Below are 21,038 nucleotides of genomic sequence, written 5' to 3'. Positions count from 1 at the left end.
CCCCCACGGTTCATGAACAACAGTGACCACAGCCTATCCGGCAAAGTCACCGGCAGCCGCCCCGCACTAAGCTTGGACCATGACTTCAGCAGCTCCCACGGTCCTCGTTTTCCTGGACCCCGCCTTCGAAAACGGCCGAATCGCCGATTCCAGCCAACCCCAGCTCATGGCCACGGACCTGGGAGCTACCCGCGGCGACGGCGTGTTCGAGTCGCTCCTGGCTGTCCAGGGCCGCCCCCGCAAGGTCCAGGCCCACCTGAACCGGCTGGCCGGCTCCGCGGCTGCGCTGGATCTGACCCTGCCCGGGCAGGACGCTTGGCGGAGGGCTATCGAAACTGCCATCACAGAGTTCCGCGAGGTCCACCCCGCGCCCACGCCCGAGGAAGACGAGGTGGTGGTCAAGCTGATCGTCACCCGCGGTGTTGAAGGTGCGGCCAGCCCCACCTGCTGGGTTCAGGCCTCGCCCTCACCCGCGGGCAGCCGCCGACAGCGCGAGACGGGCATCGACGTCGTGCTTTTGGACCGTGGCTTCGACACCGAGGCCGGCGAGCGCGCGCCGTGGCTGTTGCTTGGCGCCAAGACGCTCTCCTACGCCGTCAACATGGCTGCGCTGCGCTATGCGCACAAGCAAGGCGCCGATGACGCGATCTTCACCTCCACCGATGGCCGCGTGCTGGAGGGGCCGACGTCCACCGTGCTGCTGGCGCACCTTGAAACAGTGAACGACGCCGAAGGTTCCGTCAGGACTGTCCGTCGCCTCATCACGCCCCAACTGGACAGCGGCATCCTCCCGGGGACCTCGCAGGGCGCGCTGTTTTCCGCAGCCAAGGCTGCAGGCTGGGAGCTTGGTTACGGGCCGCTGGAACCGCAGGACCTGTTCGATGCCGACGCGGTATGGCTGATCTCGAGCATCCGCTTGATCGCCCCCGTGAACCACATCAACGGCAAGGAAGTGGGAACCCCTGCCGTTCGGAAGCAGCTCACTGCGGAACTGAACGAGCTGTTCGCGGGCATCGAATAGACGCCTGCACATGCACATCACCAATTGGGCATCCGCCGAGGATGCTCCGCTAGGAACCTAGCAGGTCGCAAGCAGAGTAATTGCTCGCATGACTCATTGATTAGGAACTCTTGGCCTAGGCCGCGAGCTGTTTATGCGTTCAATCGCATTTCTTATCCTCCTTGAAATGGTCATTCGTCCTGTGATGAATCTAGTTCTCGTGTTAGTTGGATCACGTCCAGCCGGCACTACTTCAAACTTTGCTGGCTAACTTCCCGGAGGGAACATGGGACTCAGCTCCCCCACAAAAGCCGAAGCATCGGCAACCGAAGCGCAGTCCGCCACTGCCGCTTCACCATCAGGACTCCGCCGGTCCATGGAGGCCCGGCACCTCGTTATGATCGCCATGGGCGGTGTCATCGGGTCGGGGCTGTTCGTCAGTTCCGGCTACACCATCGCCACTGCCGGACCCTTGGGTGCGGTGCTCGCGTTCCTGATCGGCGCCGTCGTGGTGTATCTCGTGATGGCCTGCCTTGGGGAACTCGCTGTTGCGTTCCCTGTGTCGGGCGCATTCCACATCTATGCCGCGCGGACCATTGGGCCCGCCACAGGCTTCGCCACCGCCTGGCTCTACTGGCTCTGCTGGGCCGTGGCATTGGGTTCGGAATTCACCGCGGCGGGCCTGCTCATGCAACGGTGGTTCCCGGGCGTGGACGTCTGGATCTGGTGCTTCATTTTCGCCACCGTCCTCTTCACCCTGAACGCGATCTCATCGCGGGTCTTCGGCGAATCGGAGTTCTGGTTCGCGCTCATCAAGGTCGCCGCCGTCGTCGGCCTCATCATCCTGGGCGGCGCCGCACTTGCCGGCTTCCACCCCCTCGCCACGGGCGACTACCCTTCATTCGGCCAGAACTTCAGCACGCCCGATGGGCTCTTCCCGAACGGCTTTACTGGAGTCTTTGTCACCTGCCTGGCCGTCTTCTACGCCTTCTCAGGTTCTGAACTGATCGGCGTCGCAGCGGGCGAGACCGCGAATCCGGGCGCCAACATCCCCAAGGCAATGCGCACCACGGTGATCCGCCTCATGATCTTCTTCGTGGGTGCCATCACGGTCATCGCGGCCACCATCCCGTACGAAAAAGTCAGCGTTGATGAGAGCCCCTTCGTCACCGTTTTCTCGATGCTGGGGATTCCGTATGCGGCCGACATCATGAACTTCGTGATCATCACGGCGTTGCTGTCGGCCGGAAACTGCGGACTGTTCTCCTGCGCGCGCATGCTGTTTTCCCTGGCCGACGAAGGCCACGCACCGCAGGTCTTCAAGAAGCTCACCAAGCGCGGGATTCCCATGGTTGCCCTGTGCGTGAGCATGCTTGGCGGACTGGCCTCGCTCATCAGCAGCGTGGTGGCCCCGGCTACGGTTTACCTGGTGTTGGTGTCCGTGGCCGGCTTCGCAACGGTAGGCGTGTGGATGTCCATTGTGGCTTCGCACTTCATCTACCGCAGGACGTTCGTGAGGAACGGCGGCGACGTCAACAGCCTGCCTTACAAGGCCCCGTTGTTCCCGCTGGTGCCCATCCTCGCGTTTGCGCTCTGCGTCGTGTCGCTGATCGGCATCGCCTTTGACCCCAACCAAGTGGCCGCCCTCCTGTTCGGGGTGCCATTCGTCGGCGCCTGCTACGCGTTCTTCTACTTCAAATACGGACGGCGACGCTCCCTGAAGAAGGCCATCGGCGCCTGACACTGTGGCTTCCTGACCCTGTTTTGACACAGATCAGCCCTTGGACAACCTCTTACGGTTGCCCAAGGGCTGATCTGGTCTGAAAGAAGGTCAGGACGCTTCCGGCCTACTTCTTGCCTGCCCTCACCGGGTGCTCGCTGAGGATGGAAAGCCGGTTGAACGCATTGATGCCAATGGCCGCCATGCAGATGACACTGATCTGCTCGTCGCTGTAGTGCTGACGGGCCTGTTCAAAAAGTTCCGGGCTGGGGCGGGACGTGCTCATCCGGGTGATCTGCTCAGCAATCTGCATTGCCACGACTTCGGCGGGCTCGAAGAGCTGGACTTCCTTGTACACAGCCACCAATGACAAGCGTTGCTCGGTTTCCCCATACTTCAGGGCCCGGCGATGGTGGAGGTCCAGGCAAAACGCACAGCCGTTGATCTGCGAACACAGGTAGTTGATGAGTTCGAGGGTCTTGCGCGAGATTCCGAGCCGGTCAGCTTCGTCCACGAGTTGCTGCGAATAGTGACTGAGCGTCGCATAGAGATCGGGTTGTTGCTTGTCGAGATAACCGGCCAGCCGGGGTTTTGTTTCCTGTTCGGGCATGGTTGGAGCTTAACCCACTGCAGACACGGCGACTAAGTGAGCGAGCGACCCACCCAAGCACCCAGAACGTGAGCGAGCGACCCGCCCAAACACCCAGAACGTGAGCGAGCGTCAGTCCGGGGCGTCGGCGGTGAGGCGGATGCCGTTCTCAGCCAGCCACACGGGATTGAAGGCCTTGCTCAGGTAGTTCGTGCCGGCGTCGGGAGCTATGGCAACAACCACCGAGCCGTGCGGCGCTGCACGCGCGACCCGAACCGCAGCCGCCACAGCGAGCCCCGACGACGGACCCAACGCAAGCCCCTCCTCGTCGAGGAGCCGATGGACGGTTGAGTAGACCTCGTCGTTGGGAATCCGGAGGAAGCGGTCCACCACGGAGCGGTCGAAGATCTTGGGCCATTCAGCCTGCGGCCAGGAGTTGCCCACGCCGTCCACCAGGATCTCGCCAGGATGGCCCCCACTGTAAGCCGAGCCGTAGGGGTCCGCGCCTACAACCTCAAGATGCCCGCCCGGCCGTGAAGGTGCCACTTGCTCTTTCAGGAACCGACCGTTGCCGCTGATGGTCCCACCTGTGCCAATGCCGGCCACAAAGTGGGTCACCAGTCCACCTGTCTGCTCCCAGATCTCCGGTCCTGTCGTCTCGTAGTGAGCCAAGGGATTGGCAGGGTTGTCGAACTGCATGGGCCGCCAAGCACCGGGCGTCTCCGCGGTGATGCGGGCCGCCACGGCCCGCGCGTTCTCCGGGGACTCGGACGGCGCGTTCCAGTCCGTCAGGATCACCCGCGCACCATAGTTGTGAAGGGCCGCGAGTTTTTCCTGCGAAATGGTGTCGCCGGTGACCACAACCACGGGGTGGCCGGTGAGGTGCCCGATCAGCGCCAGCCCGATGCCGGTATTACCGGACGTGCTCTCCACGATCGTGGCGCCTGGCTGCAGTTCCCCGGAACGCTCCGCTGCCCGCACCATGCTCAGCGCTGTGCGGTCTTTGATGGAGCCGCCGGGGTTCTCGGACTCCAGCTTCACGTGGATGGCGCTACCGAGCCCGCGGCTGAATGCCTCCAACTTCACCAGTGGAGTGTTGCCCACCTTTTCAAGAACCGAAGCATCGAGGCCGTCAAGGCTCCCGGGCTGTGCGTGCACTCCATGCCTGCGGGTGGCCGTACTCATGGCGTTTCCTCCTCTGCCTCAGGGAAAAGCTGGTCCACGGCTTCCCCCAACACTGCCCGTGCCCGCTCCACCAGCTCCGCGGCCGACGGCCGGTCTGCCAGCACATCTGCAAGCCTGCCCACCACCAGCCCTGTCCCGTTGCCGAGCGGTTGCGAAGCTTCCGCTTCCAGCAGGAGGTAGGACGCCGTGAGGGCCTCTATCGCCAGGAGCTTTTCCGCGGCATCGATGGACTTTTCCAGCTGCTGCAGGGCCAGCGGCGCCAGCGTGGAATGGTCCTCGACGTCGGCGGACAGGGTGGGCGCGCCCAGGGTTGCCGGGGCGGCCAGGAACTTGAGTTCGGCCAACAGTCCCGCCGCGGAATACCACAGCAGCCCGGGCAGCTCCTCCTGGACCAAAGCCGAGGCGGATCCTGGTTCGGAGGATGCCGCCGCGAGGTGTCGCGCCCGGATAGCCCGTTGCGGCGGGTACAGCTTGGCTATCCGCCGCTCGCTTGAAACCCCAACATGCGCCAGGGCCAGCCTCAAGCCTTCAAACGACAACGCAAGCTGCATCGGTTGGAAGTTCCCGCCGGACACCATACCGCCCGACTCCACATCAACCAGCGGGTTATCGCCCCGGCCGTTCAGCTCCACCTCGAGGGCCTCACGCAGTTGCGACACCAAGGACCTGAACGCACCATGGGTCTGAGGTGCCGCCCGGAAAGACAACGCGTCCTGCACCGACACTTCCGGCCGTGCATCCTCCAGCCAGCCGCCGCGCAAAAGCCCGCGGACAGCAGCAGCCGAATCCCGCTGGCCGTCCACTGCCTTGGCCGCCTGGATGGCCGGCGAGAACGGGCTGAGGTTCCCGCCGCCGTCGTACCTTGCGATCGTCTCCAGCGAGAGGGAAAGCGCGACGTCGGCCAGCCGGGCCAGCTGCCGCAGACGCACCAAAGCGAGGGTCCCGGCACCAACTGAATAAGAGTTGGCGCTCACCAAAGCCAGCGCCTCACCGGCGGCGGGCTGGAGCGGCTGCAGTCCGGCGTCGGCGAGCGCTTTTGCGCCGGGTACCAGCTTGCCCGCGGCGTCGAACGCTTCGCCCTCGCCCAGGGCAACGGCGGCGACGGCGGCGAGCTGGGTCAGGTCCGAGGAACCCACCGAGCCTTCTCGAGGAATGGCAGGGAAGACGCCGCGGTTGAGCAGTTCGGCATAGAAACCGGCGGTCCCGGGGCGGACGCCGGAGCCGCCGCGGCTGAATCCCACGAGTCGGGCGAGGATCAGGGCGCGGGCGGATGCGCGGTCAAGGTACGGACCTACGCCACTGTTGTGATACCTGACCACCTGCACCTGGTAGGCCTGGATGGACTTCTCCTCCACAGTGGTGTCGCGGCCGGATCCGAGCAAGGTATTGAGCCCGTAGACCCTCTGCCCGGAGGCAGCAGTCGCCTCGACGATGTCCCGTGCGCGGCGGATCAGACTCAACGCGTCGGGGTTGAGTTCAACGTGAAATGTGGGGTCGGCGGCTGCTCCAGCGACCGCCAGTGCGGAAACCGGCCCGGTTCCAATGCTGAAAATTCCCACTAGAAATCCAGGAGATTCTGCCGGAAGCCACCGTTGCCGTAACTCTTCCTCAACAGGCCTCGCCGCCGCAGCTCCGGCGTCAGTTTGTCCAGCACGCCATGCACGGTGACGGGATCCACGAAGCCGGAAAAGAGGAAGCCATCGCCGCCTACCGCCGAACCCGTCTCCTCCAGGTAGTCGGCTATCTCCCCGGTGGTTCCGATGATCGAATCCCCGGCACCGCCGCTGCGGGCCTGCAGGATCTCACGCAGGGTGGACCCTGGAGGGGCGGCCTTGGCGAAGTGCTCCAGCGTGCCTTGATTGCTGTTGGTGCTCAGTTCGGGCAACGGGGCGTCGAGGTCGAACTGCTTGAAGTCGATCACGGACAGGTAGGAGATGGAGTTGAGCTGGCTGTCGATGTCACGCTGGGTCAGTTCCCGGCGCTGCGCCCGCAAGTCCTCCGCCTCCGCAGCTGAACCCACCACGGTGGGCTTCAGCACGAAAAGTACCTTGACGTCGTCGGGGTTCCGGCCAGCCTTGGCAGCCTCGGCACGGATGGAATCGCGATAGGCCTTCATGCCGTCAACGCCGCGCGCCAAAGCGATCGCCACATCGGCGTGCCCTCCGGCGAAGGCCTTGCCCCGCGGAGAAGCGCCCGCCTGCACCAGCACGGGTTCCTCCGGCAATGGAGCCGTGTTCAGTGGCCCGCGGACCTTGAAAAAATCGCCGTCATGGTTGATCGGATGAACTTTGCTGTGGTCCGCGAACACCCCGGCTTCCACGTCCTCAAGCACCGCACCGGGTTCCCAACTCCGCCAAAGCCGCGTGACGACGTCGACGAATTCCTCCGCCTTCTCATACCGGCGGTCGTGTTCGATCTGCTGGTCAAGCCCATAGTTCTGGGCCGCGAGGTCGCTGCCCGAGGTGACCACGTTCCAACCCAGTCGCCCCTCCGAGAAGTGCTGCAGCGTGGCAAGGAGCCGGGCGGCCGTAAAGGGCGGGTAGAAGGAAGCACTGACCGTGGGCACGATCCCAAGGTGCTCCGTGGCGGACAACAAATACGGGACCAAGGCCAAGGGGTCGTGCTTGGGAGCGAAGGAGGCATGCGCCAGCGAAACCTCGGCCGTGCCGCCGTAGGTGTCGGGAACAGTGAGGGAATCTTCGATGATGAACAGGTCCAGGCCGGACTGCTCGAAGGCGCGGACGGCCTCCTGGTACAGGGCGGGCTTCTTCCAGTCATAGCCCAGGCTGTAGCCCGGAGTTCCCCAGCCCTGGACCCCGAATCCGTGCCCCACGAACCAACCAAAATGCAGCATGGGCTTGAGTGTAGAACTGCTCTGTCCGTTCACCGCGACCTGATTTCATACGAAGTTACAGGGGGTCGTACTGCGTCAATTATGCTCCCGGGACGTCTTAATTGGACCCGTACTCCAGCACCCTCCGATTACGCAACATGACGACGGCGGCGGTGACGGCCGCCGTCGTGGATGTTACGTTTTTCTTGAGTAATGAGCACCAGCGCGAAGCCCTGACTTGCTGGTCGGCAACCCTCTCTCCGGCGGGGTGCCTCAGGTGACTACTCGGCGTATCGACAACTCGAACTGCAAGCGTGACTGAGGAGCACCAGCAATGCCTGAACCCACTGAAGACAGACTCTCCTACCGCCTGATTACAGGCCCGGATACCCGCGACTTCTGCGAGCGGATCACCAACGCCCTGGCCGAGGGGTATGTGCTGCACGGCAGCCCCGCGGCCACGTTCAACGGCACCGACGTGATCGTGGCCCAGGCCGTCGTCCTGCCCGCAGCGATTGCCAGCGCCGACGCCGCAGTTGCCAACGCCGTTGACGAACTGGATACCGACGACGAAGAAGCATTCGAGGGCCACGCATGAGCTACGCAGGTGACCTGACCCCGCACGACGCGTGGGCCAAGCTTGAACAGGGCGCCATCCTGGTGGACGTCCGGACCGAGGGCGAATGGGCGCACATCGGCATTCCCGACACCAAGGCCACCGAGAACGACCCCCTGTTCATCCAGTGGAACCTCGCTGGCGGCATTCCGAATTCCCGCTTTATCGAGGACCTGCAACAGCAGGCACCTGAGGACGACGGCGTGGAGCTCGTCTTCATCTGCCGTTCCGGACAGCGGTCCGTCTCCGCCGCCATCGCCGCCACACAGGCCGGATTCACCGCCTACAACGTGCTGGAAGGCTTCGAGGGCGAGCCCGACCGTTACGGCGAGCGAACCGTGAATGGCTGGAAAAACCGTGGCCTGCCGACGAACCTGGGGACCGACTAAGTGACTTTCAATCCCGACGCCGCCGCCTGGAGCCCCGACACGCAGGCCGTTCGCGGTGGACTTGACCGCACTAATTTCCAGGAAACCGCCGAGCCCGTTTTCCTCAACTCCGGGTTCGTCTACGAATCCGCCGCCGCCGCAGAACGCGCCTTCACCGGCGAGGACGAACGCTTCGTCTACTCCCGCTACGGCAACCCGTCCGTGGCCACGTTCCAGGAGCGGCTGCGGCTGCTCGAAGGAACCGAAGCGTGCTTTGCGACGGCGTCCGGCATGTCCGCGGTTTTCACCGCCTTGGGCGCCCTGCTGGCTGCCGGCGACCGCGTGGTTGCTGCCCGCTCCCTCTTCGGCTCCTGCTTCGTGATCCTCAACGAAATCCTGCCGCGCTGGGGCGTGGAGACAGTATTTGTTGACGGCCCGGACCTGGATCAGTGGCGCGAGGCACTCTCCGAGCCGACCACGGCTGTCTTCTTCGAGTCGCCCTCCAACCCCATGCAGGAAATCGTGGACATCGCGGCCGTCAGCGAACTGGCGCATGCCGCCGGGGCGACTGTCGTCGTCGACAACGTCTTTGCCACTCCGCTGCTGCAACGCTGCGGCGAGCTGGGCGCCGACGTGATCGTGTACTCCGGCACCAAACACATCGACGGGCAGGGACGTGTCCTCGGTGGCGCGATCCTGGGCACCAAAGAGTTCATCGACGGACCAGTGAAGCAGCTCATGCGCCACACCGGACCATCCCTTTCGGCGTTCAATGCCTGGGTGCTGACCAAGGGACTTGAGACGATCGGCCTGCGGGTGAACCACAGCTCGGCGTCCGCGTTGAAGATCGCGGAATGGTTGGAACAGCAGCCGGCCATCAGCTGGGTCAAATACCCCTTGCTGAAGTCGCACCCGCAGTACGAGCTCGCGGCGAAGCAGATGAAAGCCGGGGGCACCGTGCTGACATTCGAGCTCGCTCCTTCGGCCGGGCGTTCGGCCAAGGAAGCTGCGTTTGCGCTGCTTGACGGGCTCAGGGTCATCGACATCTCCAACAACCTGGGCGACTCCAAGTCCCTCATCACGCACCCGGCCACCACCACGCACCGGGCCATGGGTCCCGAGGGGCGTGCGGCGATCGGGCTGTCCGATGGCGTAGTCCGCTTGTCCGTGGGGCTCGAGGACGTGGACGACCTCATTCTGGATCTGGAGAAAGCCCTCAAGCAGGTCTAACCTTGCTCGCATGAGGCATCCATACCGCCGTGCGGGGGCTGTCATTGTTGCGGGTTCGGTGGTGTGGTTGGCAGGGATTTCGCCGGGGTCGCGCGTGTACCTCATGAATGACCCCGGGGAGCGCCTGCGTTTGCTGGTCGACAGCGAGCGCGGCTGGATTATCGGCCACCACATGGCTGCTGCGGGCACCGCCGCGGTTCCGGCGGGATTCATGGCATTCGCCAAGGCTCAACGTCCCGGCAATTCCCGCTCGTGGGCATCCGCGGCTGCCATGGCCTTGCTCGCAGGCGCGCCGCTCTTCACCTACAGCTTGGCGCGGCGTGCCTCGGACATTGAACGATTCGCCTCGTTCCGTGGATCCAACGCACCGTTCCTTGGTTACTCCTGGCTGCACGTGGCGGGCCTGGCAGCGCTGGGCGTTAGCCTCCTGAACTCCCCTGCAAAACGGTGGCCTGGCATCACAGCAGCTGGAGTGGCTGCGGTGTCCGGGGCGGTCCTGGCAACCACCAAAGACATACCGCCGCTGGTCTTCTATCTCACCGAAGGAGCCGTGGGCGCGTACCTGATGACGTGGGAGGAACCCCCCGGCCCCAGCGACATCGAGGACTAGGGCCGCCGCACCCTGGCCAGCATCGGCAGGGGGTCCTTGGGCCCAGCCTGCCCGGTGCCGTGCACCGTAACCTTCGCAGCATGCGAGACCACGGCCGCCAGTGCCTCGGCGTTGGGCGGGGTCCCGGGCCCGTTATGCCTGTTGCTGTACCGTGCCGCCGCGTCGCGTTGTTCAAGCGCCCCGTTGCCGCGCTCCAGGATCTCCGCGATTCCGGCCTTGACCAGCGTCAGTTCACCCTGGTCATCCAAGACCGGGCTGAGGTAATCCACCAAAGCCCACACCACGTCCGCGGCCGGTAGGGGACGGAAATCGCCGAAGTCCAGGAGGTCTCCGCGCAAACCGGAGTTACTGGCCCGCCAACCCGCCATCCGGAGCAGTGCGGTCGGCACCGGGGTGGGATCCACGCCGTCGAGCATTTCCAGCGAAGCCGTCTCCACCAAGGCCCGCACCAGTACCGCGATCAAGGCTGCGTCCTCGGCGCGGAGGCAGACGTCGGCCACCCGGACCTCCACGGTGGGGTGGTTTCTGGAGACCCGGGCATCGAAGTAGATCATGCCCTCATCCAGGATCACCCCGGTATCCAGCAGCCGCTGCACCACCCTCCGGTACGCCGTCAGTGAGCCAAAGATGGACGACGGCCCGGACGTTGGCCAGCGGTTCCACGCCTGCGTGCGGTAGCTGTCAAAGCCGGTGGGAAGGCCGCGCCAGTAGGGTGAATTGGCGGAGAGCGCGGTCAGTACGGCGAGTTTGTCGCGGATGTGGTCCAACACCACTACCCCTTCTTCGGGCGACTCCACCGAGGTGTGCACGTGGAATCCGCACGTCAGTTGCTCGGTGGCGATGATCCCGAAGTGGTCCAGCATCGCAGCGTACCGGGGATCCGGGGTGGTGTGCGTGTTAGAGGCCAGGGGTGAGGTGGCAATTGCGGCAACCCTGGCGCCGTGTCGCCGGGCCGCTTCATCGGCCATGGCGCGGCCCCGGCGGATCTGCTGGAGCAGCTCGGCATAGCTGTGGCAAGGGCGCGTTTGGGTTTCGATCTGCTCCAGCTTGAGCTCCGGGCTCAGTCCTGTCTCCGTGGCGGGTTCCCCCTGGCCGGCGAGAAGCGCATCCGCCAAGGCCAGGGGCGCACCCGTCGCAGGATCAACGATGAGCAGTTCTTCCTCCACCCCAAACGTCCGCATGCTCCATTCTGCGTCACGAGTCCCCCGCATAAAAGCAACGCGGGGTCACTTATGGCCCATGTGCAGGGACGCGACGGGCCATAAGTGACCCCGCGTTGCGGGAGATCAGTCCTGGAAGTACTCCACCTTGGCGCCGATGGTGTTCAGCCGCTCGGCCAGGTCCTCATAGCCGCGCTCGATCACGTAGATGTTGCGGAGCTCAGAGGTACCCCGGGCCGCGAGCATCGCAAGGAGCAGGCAGGCGGCGGGACGCAGCGCCGGTGGGCAGCCGACCTCGGCCGCACGCCACTTGGTGGGTCCGTTGACGTAGATACGGTGTGGATCCAGCAGCTGTACTTGGGCGCCGAGCTTGTTGAGTTCGGTCAGGTAGATGGCACGGTTCTCGTAGACCCAGTCATGGATCATGGTCTGCCCCTCGGCGTTGCCCGCAATGACGGCGAAGAACGGCAGGTTGTCGATATTCAGGCCGGGGAAGGGCATGGGGTGGATCTTGTCCTGCGGAGCGCGGAGCTCGGAGGGCTTGGTGGTGACATCCACCAGGCGGGTCCGGCCGTTTCGTGCCATGTACTCGCCGGAGATCTCCAACTTCTGGCCCATCTGCTCCAGGGTTGCCAGCTCGATTTCCATGAATTCAATGGGTACCCGGCGGATGGTGACCTCGGAGTTTGTCACGATTCCGGCGGTGATCAGGCTCATGGCCTCGATGGGGTCCTCGGACGGGAAGTACTCGATGTCCACATCGATGGCGGGCCGGCCGGTGATCTTCAGTGTGGTGGTTCCCACGCCCTGGATATCCACGCCCAGGCCCTGCAGGTAGAAGCAGAGGTCCTGGACCATGTAGTTGGGGCTGGCGTTGCGGATCACGGTGGTGCCTTCACGGTGCGCGGCAGCCATGATTGCGTTCTCCGTGACGGTGTCTCCCCGCTCGGTCAGCACGAACGAGCGGTGGTGGGCGTCGGCGGGAGGCGCGGTGACGGAGTAGAACCCGGACTTCGCCTCAACGTCCAGTCCGAACTGGCGCAGCGCCTGCATGTGGGGCTCCACGGTCCGCGTTCCGAGGTCGCATCCACCGGCGTAGGGCAGAAGGTATTCGCTGGTCTCGTCAAGGAGCGGGCCGAGCAGCATGATCACGCTGCGGGTCCGGCGGGCGGCGTCGACGTCCATTGATTCAAGGTCCAGGACCTCGGGGCGGCGGATGCGCAGATCGCTTCCGTTGAGCCAGGTGCATTCGACTCCGATGGACGTCAGGACCTCAACAATCCTGTTGACCTCCTCGATGCGTGCAAGGCGCCGCAATGTGGTGGTTCCGCGGTTGATCAGGCTGGCGCAGAGCAGGGCCACGCCGGCATTCTTGCTGCTGTTGACATCCACTTCGCCCGAGAGTGTCCGCCCACCCTCAACCCGGAGGTGGGTCATCTGCGGTTTGCCCACCTTGACGATGGAACGGCCGAAGATCGCCTCGAGGCGTTCGATCATCCGGAGACTAAGGTTTTGTTTACCCTGTTCCATCCGGGCGATTGCGCTCTGGCTGGTTCCCAGCTCAGTAGCCAGCTGCCCCTGCGTCCAACCCTTTTCGCCCCGGGCGTTGCGGAGCAGGAGGCCTACGTGTTCTGCGGTGGGTTGCGTCATACCCAAGAAATATCATAAGTGAGCTAGAACTGGCCAGCGAAACACTGTTTTCGCGGCAAACGTCACAGCGTATCCGTTTTGTGCGATATAGATCTCGACGGCGGCACTCGCCTCACCTGCGCGGCCGCGCGGAGCCCCTTCGGTACTACGCCCGCCAGTACCCCAAGGCGTCGATCCTGTGCTTATCCACGCCCAGCCCCTTCCGCAGGTGCTTGACGATTGCCCGGGTGCTTGATGCTTCGCACGCGATCCAGAAGAAGTCGTCGGCTGCAGATACCGTATCCGCGGACAGGGCATCGCAGACCTCCTCCACGAGGGCGGCGCCGTCGCGCTTCCTGGGTATCCAGGTGACCACATCGTTCGGCGCCGTCCGCACTTCCAGCGAGGGATCGGCGTCGTGCTGGTATTCGAGCCACGCGGTCACCGGAACCTCAGCCAAGCCCCGCGCGTCCAGGAGGGAGTTGATCGCTGGAATGGACGCGGGGTCTCCTACCACCCAGAGGCGGCGCGGGGACGGCTGGGGGAAGCTGAAGGAACTGCCTTGGACCGTGGCCTCGATGGTGTCGCCGGGTTGCACCGTGCGGGCCCAATCCGCTGCGACCCCGCGGTGCATCGCAAAATCCATGCTGAACGTTCCGGCCGCGGCGTCGGCGTCCACCAGGGTGTAGGCGCGTTGGTGGGCCTTGCCGGAATCGTTGAACCACAGCCGGATCCACATGGTTGGGTGCAGGCCGCCGGCCTTCAGGAGTCCGCCGTCGCGCACGTGGACGCGGAAGAAATCGGGGGTAATTTCTTCGCGGCCGATGACCTCCAGGGTGAAGTCCTTCGCGCCCATGACCTTGAGGACTACGCCCTCCCAATTGCGCTTCAAGCAACACTCCTTCACGAATGTCCACGATTTGTGAACGGGGCCAAAGCCATTTATCTTGAACTTAAGTAAGCCTAACCTAAGCTCGAAAGCGGCCCCAGACTATGACGCCTGCCCCGACGCACCACCCCGCCCCGGCAGGCGGAGCAGGAACGTACCGCGACCACTGGGGCATTCCGAACCTCTGGGCTGATTCCGCCGATGAGCTCGCCTTCCTCCAGGGCCGCAATGCGGCGATCGACCGTTCCTGGCAGATCGAGCTGGAGCGCTGGCGTTCGGAAGGCCGGACCGCTGAGGTGCTGGGCCCGGACGCCCTGGCCTGGGACAGGTTTGCCCGGCAGGCCCGGCTCAACGAGACCGCGCGCCGCTGCTTCGACAACCTCCCTCCGGCCACCCGAAGGTGGTGCGGACAGTACGTGGCCGGGATCAACCAGGCCTTGGCAGACGGTCTCCGCGGAGGCCCGGAGTTCGATGAAGCCGGCTGCGCCCCCGAGCCGTGGCTCCCCTGGACACCGCTCGGGGTCTTCCTGGTTCATCACATCCTTTTCTCCACATTTCCCAACAAGCTCTTCCGCGCCCACGTCGCGAGGACACTCGGGGAAGACGCCGTGGACCTGTTCAGCATCGAGGCTCCGGTCTGGTCCGGCAGCAACGCCTGGGCCGCGCACGGCTCGACGACGGCCAGCGGCCTTCCGTTGATCGCCGGGGACCCCCACCGCCTCATGGAGCTGCCGGGCGTCTACCAGCAGGTGCGCCTGGCCTGCCCTGAATTCGACGTTGTGGGCTTCGCGTTTCCCGGCGTTCCGGGCCTGCCGCACTTCGCGCACACCGGCCACACCGCGTGGGCCGTCACCAACGCGATGGCCGACTACCAGGACCTGTTCGTTGAAGAACTGCGCCGGATCAGCGACAACGACGGCGAACGCATCGAGGCGCAGGGAGCCGAAGGCTGGGAACCCGCCGTCGTCAATACCGAAACCATCAGCGTCAGGGGCGGTGGGTCGGTGATTGTTGAGGTCATCGAGACAGCCCGTGGTCCGGTCATTTCCGAAACGCCCGACGGCGGCGCCCTGAGTTTGCGTTTTCCCGCCGGGGTGGAAGGGCGGCTGGGTTTTGAGGCCCTCCTGCCGCTGCTGCGGAGCCGGAGCGTCGCTGACGTTGAGGCTGCCTTCGATGCCTGGGTGGAGCCCGTCAACAGCGTGGTGGCCGCGGATTCTCAGGGGCCGTGCGGCATTTCGTCGCCGGACTGGTTCCGCTGCGCAACCCTGCAAACCGCCGGCTGCCCGCGCCCGCATTTTCGCCCCGCCACGCATGGGAAGGGCGATACGTCCCGTTGCACCGCGCCGGGATCGGGAAGTTTGCAGTCAGCGCGAACGACCGCGCGGCAGGTGGCGGGGATGCAGTGGCGATGGAGTTCGCACCTCCTTACCGGGCCCTGCGTATCCGGCAGCTGTTGGAGTCCGGACCCACCGGGATGCTGTCCGCAGATGACATGCAGGCCATCCACTCGGACACGTTGCTTGGTCCTTGGCCCTTCTTCCGGCAGCTTCTGGGCGCAGTGGACCCATCCCAGCTGTCGGAGGAAGCAAAGGAAGTCAGGACCCGGCTGCGGGCCTGGGATGGCCGGATGGACGCAGGCAGCCACCAAGCCGCCGTTTTCGCCGCCTGGCGGGCTGCGTTGGTTCAGCGGCTGGGACGGCATACCGCCCTTGCTCCGCTGAAGGCAGCCAGCGGCTATTCCTCCCTGTTCGGGCCGTGGTTGTCCGTGGCATCGCGCATCGGCTTCGCGTTGGAAACACTGCTGGTCCGCGGTTCCGAACTTGGCATCGCGGCAGGGGAAGAGGTGGCAGCAGCACTTGAGGACACAGCATCGGAAGCCATGTTGGATGGAGGCTCCTGGGGCGAGCGGCACCAGCTGATGGCAGTCCATGTCCTCCCCAAGGCACTTGCAGGAGCGGCCCCGGCGACCGCCCTGAGCGGAGACACCGGCTGCGTGCTGTGCACCGAAAGCCTCCCCGGAGTGGAAGACCGAAGCTTCCGGGGGCCCGTAGCCCGCTACGTCTGGGACCTGGCCAACCGGGACAACAGCCGGTGGATTGTGCCCTTCGGAGCTTCAGGATCACCCGGCCACAGTCATTTCGCCGACCAACTGGCGCTCTGGACAGAAGGGCAGATGGTCCCCGTGCCCACCGACTGGTCCAGCCTGGCCAAAGACACGCACTAACACCTGCCGACCTTCGCCCCGCCTACCAAAGGAAACCATGATCACTGCAACACCGGACTTCTCCGTCCGCACCACCGTCTACTCCGAAAGCCTCGAGGGATGGGGTGAGCTGCGTATTGTTCCGCTGGTTCCCGGCGAGGACATCGGGCTGGTCTTCGAATGGGTCAAGCAGCCCCGCGCCAAGTTCTGGGGCATGACGGAGAAATCGCAGGAGGAAGTGCTCGAAATCTACGAGTTCCTGGACTCGTTGGAGACCCACCACGCATTCCTGGCCCTCCTTGACGGCGAACCGCTGGCACTGTTCCAGACATACGAGCCGCTGCACGATCCCGTAGGTGAGGCCTACCCTGCACGGGAGGCGGACATCGGCATGCACCTGTTGCTGGCGCCGGCAACCCGGCCAATTCCCCACTTCACACCCAGGCTCGGCACATCCCTCATCAAGTACATGTTCTCCCTGCCCGGCAAGGACCGGATCATCGTGGAGCCCGACTCACGCAACGCCAAAGCCCTGCGACGGCTTGAAGCGACCTGTTTCGAGCTCGGTCCGATCATCCAGCTGGAGAAAAAGGAAGCCCAACTCGGCTTCCTCACACGGGAAGATTTTGACGGGATCCAGGAACTGGCAGCCCGCTAGCGCCAAACGAAGCTCCACGTTCCGGCGCCCACGGCAGCAAGCACGGCGCCGGCTGCTATCGCCAGGCCCCCAGCGAGCACCCATATGTCCAGGAGTGAGTACGTGGATTCGCGTGCCCACGTTCGTTGTCCCCCACCGAAACCGCGGGCTTCCATGGTCACGGCCAGCCGCGAAGCCCGCCGGACGGCCTGCACCAAGAGTCCGAAGCTCTGGCCGAGCGTGGCTTTCAGACGTTGGATCGGGCTGCCTTGTGAGCCAACCCCGCGGGCCCGCCGGGCCATGCCTATGGTCTGCCACTCCTCCGCCATGAGGCCCACAAGCCGCATCGCGGCAAGGGAGCCGAGGACAAAGCGGTGCGGCAGCCTGGCCTTCTGCGCCAGGGCGTCCGCCAAGTCAGTCGGGTCGGTGCAGGACATCAGCAGGATCGCCGGGAGGGCGATCGCCAAACCCCGCAGCATGAAACCCAGCCCCAGCTGGAGGGAACCTTCGCTGATTGACCAGAGTCCGACGTCGAGCAGTACAGCGCCGCTGTCCGCGGCCACAATCGCGGTACTCCAGCCACCAATCACGGCCGCAATGATCAACGGCCACGCCCGCAGCCACAACAGCCGCAGCGTAAGGCCAGCCAACGGGAAGAGAGCCAGTTCGGCGACGAGCGCCGTTGATGCCGAAACCCAGTCGATGGACAACGCCAACACCAGGGAAATGAGGAAGACAGCCACGAACTTGGCCAAGGGGTTTGCCCGTGTCAGGAGTGCCTGGTTGCCGCGCAGGTTCAAGGCGTCCCTCATGCGGCACCCGCTTCCTGATGGGTGGTTTCGCCCTGCGGCACCGGTCCCAGCCGCAGTTCGGTCCCACCCAGGACGGCGCTGAACTCCTGGTCGTGGGTCACCGAGACGACGGCAGTACCGGCGTCCAGCAACTCCGAGAGGAACGAGGCCAGTTCCGCCCAGGTATTGGCGTCCTGGCCGAAGGTAGGCTCATCGAGCACAAGTACCTTGGGGTGGGCCGCGAGCACTGTGGCCACTGAAAGCCTGCGTTTCTCCCCGCCGGAGAGTGTGTACGGATTCGCGTCCACCAGATGGTCCAGCCGCAGCCGCTCCACCAGTTCGTCCACCCGTTCCTCGCCATGCCCCAAGTGCTTCGGACCGAACATGAGTTCATCGATGACCTTGCCGGTGACGAACTGGTGTTCCGGCTCCTGGAAGACCGTGCCGATCCTGGAGATGAGCTGGTCCGCCTTCCATGCGTACGGGTCAATGCCCGCTCCCTGTGAAAGCTCGACGCCGGCACTCACCGTGCCGCGCACAGGCGCCAGGAGGCCGGCCAAGGTCAGCGCAAAGGTGGACTTTCCTGCCCCGTTCGGTCCGGTGATCGTCAGGGCCTGGCCGGCCCTGACCTGGGCGTTGATGTCCTCCTGCGCGGGAACCGGCGGGATGGTTTTGAAGCCCTTCCACCTCGGCTTTTCCCGGGAGACGGCCAAGTCCTGTGTCGCGAGGAGGAGCTCGTTCGTCCCGGTTGCCTGGCTCCGCGCCCTTGTTGCCGGAACATACCCGGGAACCCACACCCCGGCTGCCATGAGCATGGTGCGTGCTTCCGCGAGCACCTGCTCCGGTGGTCCGTCCAGAAGGACGCCCGTTTCTGTCCTGGCGGAGCCTGGCTGCAGGACCACAATCCGGTCCACCAGGTCCTTCCACACGGACACCCTGTGCTCCACCACCACCAGCGTGGCGCCCGTCTTGTCCAGGCAGCGGCCCACTGCGTCACGGACCTCGAGGACTCCCGCGGGATCGAGGTTGGCCGTGGGCTCGTCCAGCAGGATCAGCCCGGGCCGCATCGCCAAAATGCCGGCAAGCGCAAGGCGCTGCTTCTGGCCCCCGGACAGTGCCGCCGTCGGGTGGTCCAACGCCAAACCGCCACCGGCAGCGGTACGCAAGCCGACGTCGTCGAGCGCTTCGTGGACGCGTGCCCAGATCTCGTCACGGGGCACTGCCAGGTTCTCCGCGCCGAACGCGACGTCGTCGCCTACGCGCGAGAGGACTACCTGCGTTTCCGGGTCCTGCTGCATCAGGCCGGCGCGTCCACGTTGCCCGCGGGGCGCGGCGCCGTCGATCAACAGCGATCCGGTCTCGTCCGAGTCGTCTTCCTCGTCCCCCAGCACCCCTGCGAGGGCGTGCAGGAGCGTGGACTTGCCGGCTCCCGAAGGGCCCAGCAGCAGCACGCGTTCCCCCGGTTCGATCCTGAGGTCCAGGCCCTGGGTGGCAGGCGTTGCGCGGCCGGCATGCCGCCATCCCCACCCCTCGGCGGAGATGGCGGCCGGCCGCACCGAACCGCTGTGTGTGGCAGGCATCAGTTGAAGACAGGCTCCGAGGCGGCCTTGCGGGACCCGAAGGAGCTAAGGACGCCCGTCTTGGCCAGGCCGCGCGTGGCGATCCAGGACAGTCCGCCAGCGATCACTGCGCCGGAGATCGTGCAGAACGCAATGTAGGTCAGCTTGTCGATGGCTTCGTAGGCGATGTTCCATCCCCACGGCAGGAAGGAGTCGTTGAGGCCGCAGAAGAGCCCCGCACCCGCGCCCGCGAGGAGTGACGTGGGCAGGTTGAACTTCTTGTAGCGGAAGGCCGCGAAGATGAGCTCGGCGCCGAGTCCCTGCAGGATGCCCGAGATCAACACCGTGGTGCCGTACTGCGAGCCCATGATGAGCTCGCCCGTGGCGGCCACGGCCTCACAGAAGAGGGCCGCGCCCGGCTTGCGGATAATGAGCATGCCCAGGACAGCCGGGATCATCCAGCCACCAGCGATCAGGCCGGTGAGGGGCGGATATGCCGCGTTCATGGGAATGGATACAAGCGCGGCGCCCTGGGACCAGGCCCAGAAGATCACGCCGCCGGCGATGGCGATAAGGGCTGCCACCACGATGTCTACAACTCGCCAGCCATAACTGGTCTTCTTCACGTTTACCGTGGTCATTTTCTGCCTCCTGAGGTTACAGGAGGGGAAAGTGCTCCCCGGATCCGCCTGGCTTATGCCGTCCGGATCCGGACACTCTGAGAAGCTCGACTCCCTTGCGCCGGTACTAACCGGATCAGGTTCGAGGGTCTGCGGCTGTCCGCACTCTCAGCGCCCTCGCGTCTCCTGCACGGTTGCAGGATTCGACGGCGGCGCTCCCCTGTCGTTATCAAATCTGCCCTGATGGGCTGGTTCAGTTTACACCTCCAGGTGCGAGGGTGGCGGGCGCAGGGTCATATTCGGATACCACCCATTCCGGGGTCCTTGCCGGGCTTGGCGCGCAGGCCCAGCCCGGCACTCGACCTGACAGAATGGCCTTATGACGGACCTTCACGGCTCCAACGGCCCAGCGGCCGAGCCCCGCCTTGCAGCCAGCGTGATCCTGCTCCGCGACGCCCCATCCGGGCTTGAGGCCTTTGTCCAGCACAGGGTCAGCACCATGGACTTCGCTGCCGGAATGGTGGTCTTCCCCGGCGGCCGGGTGGATACTGCGGACGAAACCGGATGGGACTACCCGTCCGAACTGCTCCGCAGCCATGCGGCAGCCTGGGCACAGAGCTCCATTGCCACTGACCCCGCCCAGGCAGAACAGAAGGCGGGGGCAGTTGTCGCGGCAGCCATACGCGAAGTGCAGGAAGAGGCCGGGCTGGACATCGAAGCCGCTGACCTGCGCCCTTGGGCCAACTGGATCACTCCTGTTGACATGCCCAAACGTTTCGACACCTACTTCTACGTAGCCAAACCCGCGCCGGATGCCCAGCCCCGCCACCAAACAACGGAAGCGTGGCAATCCTTGTGGATGCCGGTGGCAGGAATCCTCGAAGCGGAAGCCGCCGGAGAATTGAAGCTCATGCCTCCTACGTACCATCTGCTCAAGGAGATTGCAGCCTTCGATTCCGTTGAGGCTGTGTGGTCCGCCGAGCACCCGGTGGTCCCGGTACTGGCCCCGGTGGGTTCTTTAGCGGCCTTCCTCAAGGAGCGCGAAAGCCGCAGGTAGCCGGGGCAGTGCAGCTAGGCTGGGGGCATGAACCTCTTTTTCAAGCTGCTGGGTGCCGGAGTAAGCCTCGGCGCAGGCTTTGTCGGTACCAAACTCGTCAACAAGGGCTGGGAGAAGGCCACGGGGAGCAAGCCGCCCACAGGCAACGACGACATGGAAGCGAGCCTCCGCTCGGCCCTGACCTTCGCGCTGATTTCTGCTTTTGTGAGCACCCTCATCCAGGTTCTTGCCAGCAGGGGCACGCAACGGGCAATTGCCCGCTTCGCCAAGAGCGCGGACATCGTCTAAGCACACCCTTAGAGAAGCAACGCGGGGTCACTTATGGCCCGTCCCACGGCGATT

The 21,038-nt window shown here is 64.8% G+C and carries 19 protein-coding genes, 1 pseudogene and 2 riboswitches; of the genes and pseudogenes, 10 read left to right on the top strand and 10 right to left on the bottom strand.

What is annotated here, in order from left to right; translation table 11 throughout:
* Positions 1-79: 79 nt before the first annotated feature.
* Together AB0N72_RS17480 and AB0N72_RS17475 are read left to right on the top strand one after the other, a co-directional pair.
* Entirely contained in the window at positions 80-1,021 is a 942-nt protein-coding gene (locus tag AB0N72_RS17480) for an aminodeoxychorismate lyase (RefSeq protein WP_363933445.1), read from the top strand.
* A 265-nt stretch (positions 1,022-1,286) separates the two neighbouring features.
* Positions 1,287-2,741: an amino acid permease gene (locus tag AB0N72_RS17475; protein ID WP_363933443.1), complete on the top strand. Its 1,455-nt coding sequence runs from the start codon at positions 1,287-1,289 to the stop codon at positions 2,739-2,741.
* A gap of 106 nt (positions 2,742-2,847) precedes the next feature.
* Here AB0N72_RS17475 and AB0N72_RS17470 read toward each other — a convergent pair whose 3' ends face one another.
* The 4 genes from AB0N72_RS17470 to AB0N72_RS17455 all read right to left on the bottom strand — a co-directional run bounded on the left by AB0N72_RS17470 (position 2,848) and on the right by AB0N72_RS17455 (position 7,381).
* Positions 2,848-3,330 carry a carboxymuconolactone decarboxylase family protein gene (locus tag AB0N72_RS17470; RefSeq protein WP_363933442.1) on the bottom strand — a complete coding sequence of 161 codons (483 nt, stop codon included), beginning with the start codon at positions 3,328-3,330 and terminating at the stop codon, positions 2,848-2,850.
* A 111-nt stretch (positions 3,331-3,441) separates the two neighbouring features.
* Entirely contained in the window at positions 3,442-4,494 is a 1,053-nt protein-coding gene (locus tag AB0N72_RS17465) for a cysteine synthase family protein (protein ID WP_363933440.1), read from the bottom strand.
* Complete coding sequence (locus AB0N72_RS17460) at positions 4,491-6,053, bottom strand: aromatic amino acid ammonia-lyase (protein ID WP_363933439.1); 1,563 nt, start codon at positions 6,051-6,053, stop codon at positions 4,491-4,493. The genes AB0N72_RS17465 and AB0N72_RS17460 overlap by 4 nt, the downstream gene beginning before the upstream one ends.
* Complete coding sequence (locus tag AB0N72_RS17455; protein ID WP_363933438.1) at positions 6,053-7,381, bottom strand: NtaA/DmoA family FMN-dependent monooxygenase; 1,329 nt, start codon at positions 7,379-7,381, stop codon at positions 6,053-6,055. The genes AB0N72_RS17460 and AB0N72_RS17455 overlap by 1 nt, the downstream gene beginning before the upstream one ends.
* A 155-nt stretch (positions 7,382-7,536) precedes the next feature.
* A riboswitch (SAM riboswitch) is annotated at positions 7,537-7,648 on the top strand.
* 13 nt (positions 7,649-7,661) lie between these two features.
* Between AB0N72_RS17455 and AB0N72_RS17450 the strand changes: the two genes are divergently transcribed.
* The 4 genes from AB0N72_RS17450 to AB0N72_RS17435 are packed head-to-tail and all read left to right on the top strand — an operon-like array spanning position 7,662 to position 10,151.
* Complete coding sequence (locus AB0N72_RS17450) at positions 7,662-7,925, top strand: DUF1737 domain-containing protein (protein WP_363933437.1); 264 nt, start codon at positions 7,662-7,664, stop codon at positions 7,923-7,925.
* The gene (locus AB0N72_RS17445) at positions 7,922-8,332 is read left to right on the top strand and encodes a rhodanese-like domain-containing protein (protein ID WP_363933436.1); all 411 of its coding nucleotides are present in this window, start codon (positions 7,922-7,924) and stop codon (positions 8,330-8,332) included. Before AB0N72_RS17450 ends, AB0N72_RS17445 begins: the two co-directional genes overlap by 4 nt.
* On the top strand, positions 8,333-9,541 hold the full coding sequence (locus AB0N72_RS17440; RefSeq protein ID WP_363933434.1) for an O-succinylhomoserine sulfhydrylase: 1,209 nt from the start codon (positions 8,333-8,335) through the stop codon (positions 9,539-9,541).
* A gap of 10 nt (positions 9,542-9,551) precedes the next feature.
* Positions 9,552-10,151, top strand: a complete 600-nt coding sequence (locus AB0N72_RS17435) for a hypothetical protein (protein ID WP_363933433.1) — start codon at positions 9,552-9,554, stop codon at positions 10,149-10,151.
* Here the strand turns inward: AB0N72_RS17435 and AB0N72_RS17430 are convergent.
* The 3 genes from AB0N72_RS17430 to AB0N72_RS17420 all read right to left on the bottom strand — a co-directional run bounded on the left by AB0N72_RS17430 (position 10,148) and on the right by AB0N72_RS17420 (position 13,832).
* Positions 10,148-11,332, bottom strand: coding sequence for a glutamate--cysteine ligase (locus AB0N72_RS17430; protein WP_363933432.1), 1,185 nt, complete (start codon positions 11,330-11,332; stop codon positions 10,148-10,150). The two genes, AB0N72_RS17435 and AB0N72_RS17430, sit on opposite strands and share 4 nt — an antisense overlap.
* A gap of 105 nt (positions 11,333-11,437) precedes the next feature.
* Entirely contained in the window at positions 11,438-12,961 is a 1,524-nt protein-coding gene (locus AB0N72_RS17425) for a UDP-N-acetylglucosamine 1-carboxyvinyltransferase (protein WP_363933430.1), read from the bottom strand.
* A 145-nt stretch (positions 12,962-13,106) separates the two neighbouring features.
* Entirely contained in the window at positions 13,107-13,832 is a 726-nt protein-coding gene (locus AB0N72_RS17420) for a siderophore-interacting protein (protein ID WP_363933429.1), read from the bottom strand.
* Positions 13,833-13,933: 101 nt separating this feature from the next.
* On the opposite strand from AB0N72_RS17420, the pseudogene AB0N72_RS17415 reads away from it, so the two are divergent.
* Both AB0N72_RS17415 and AB0N72_RS17410 read left to right on the top strand, forming a co-directional pair.
* A pseudogene (locus tag AB0N72_RS17415) lies at positions 13,934-16,053 on the top strand (penicillin acylase family protein).
* Positions 16,054-16,090: 37 nt separating this feature from the next.
* Positions 16,091-16,690 (top strand): GNAT family N-acetyltransferase, encoded by a 600-nt coding sequence (locus AB0N72_RS17410; protein ID WP_363933428.1) that lies wholly within the window; start codon positions 16,091-16,093, stop codon positions 16,688-16,690.
* On the opposite strand, the gene AB0N72_RS17405 is transcribed toward AB0N72_RS17410, so the two are convergent.
* Genes AB0N72_RS17405 through AB0N72_RS17395 form a run of 3 tightly spaced genes read right to left on the bottom strand, consistent with a single transcriptional unit; the run spans position 16,687 to position 19,660 of the window.
* Positions 16,687-17,481, bottom strand: a complete 795-nt coding sequence (locus AB0N72_RS17405; protein WP_363933426.1) for an energy-coupling factor transporter transmembrane component T — start codon at positions 17,479-17,481, stop codon at positions 16,687-16,689. The genes AB0N72_RS17410 and AB0N72_RS17405 overlap by 4 nt on opposite strands.
* Positions 17,478-19,040, bottom strand: a complete 1,563-nt coding sequence (locus tag AB0N72_RS17400; protein ID WP_363933425.1) for an ATP-binding cassette domain-containing protein — start codon at positions 19,038-19,040, stop codon at positions 17,478-17,480. The genes AB0N72_RS17405 and AB0N72_RS17400 overlap by 4 nt, the downstream gene beginning before the upstream one ends.
* Entirely contained in the window at positions 19,040-19,660 is a 621-nt protein-coding gene (locus AB0N72_RS17395; protein ID WP_363933423.1) for an ECF transporter S component, read from the bottom strand. The genes AB0N72_RS17400 and AB0N72_RS17395 overlap by 1 nt, the downstream gene beginning before the upstream one ends.
* A 74-nt stretch (positions 19,661-19,734) precedes the next feature.
* A riboswitch (TPP riboswitch) is annotated at positions 19,735-19,871 on the bottom strand.
* A gap of 147 nt (positions 19,872-20,018) precedes the next feature.
* Here AB0N72_RS17395 and AB0N72_RS17390 point away from each other — a divergent pair.
* Both AB0N72_RS17390 and AB0N72_RS17385 read left to right on the top strand, forming a co-directional pair.
* Positions 20,019-20,696 (top strand): NUDIX domain-containing protein, encoded by a 678-nt coding sequence (locus AB0N72_RS17390; RefSeq protein WP_363933421.1) that lies wholly within the window; start codon positions 20,019-20,021, stop codon positions 20,694-20,696.
* Between the two features lie 27 nt (positions 20,697-20,723).
* On the top strand, positions 20,724-20,984 hold the full coding sequence (locus AB0N72_RS17385; RefSeq protein WP_363933419.1) for a DUF4235 domain-containing protein: 261 nt from the start codon (positions 20,724-20,726) through the stop codon (positions 20,982-20,984).
* The last annotated feature ends 54 nt before the right edge of the window (positions 20,985-21,038 follow it).

This window comes from Paenarthrobacter sp. NPDC089307, from assembly GCF_040685055.1.
In the GTDB taxonomy this organism is placed as follows: domain Bacteria; phylum Actinomycetota; class Actinomycetes; order Actinomycetales; family Micrococcaceae; genus Arthrobacter.
The sequence above is the reverse complement of the archived record's forward strand: the minus strand, read 5'-3'. Positions and strand labels throughout refer to the sequence as shown.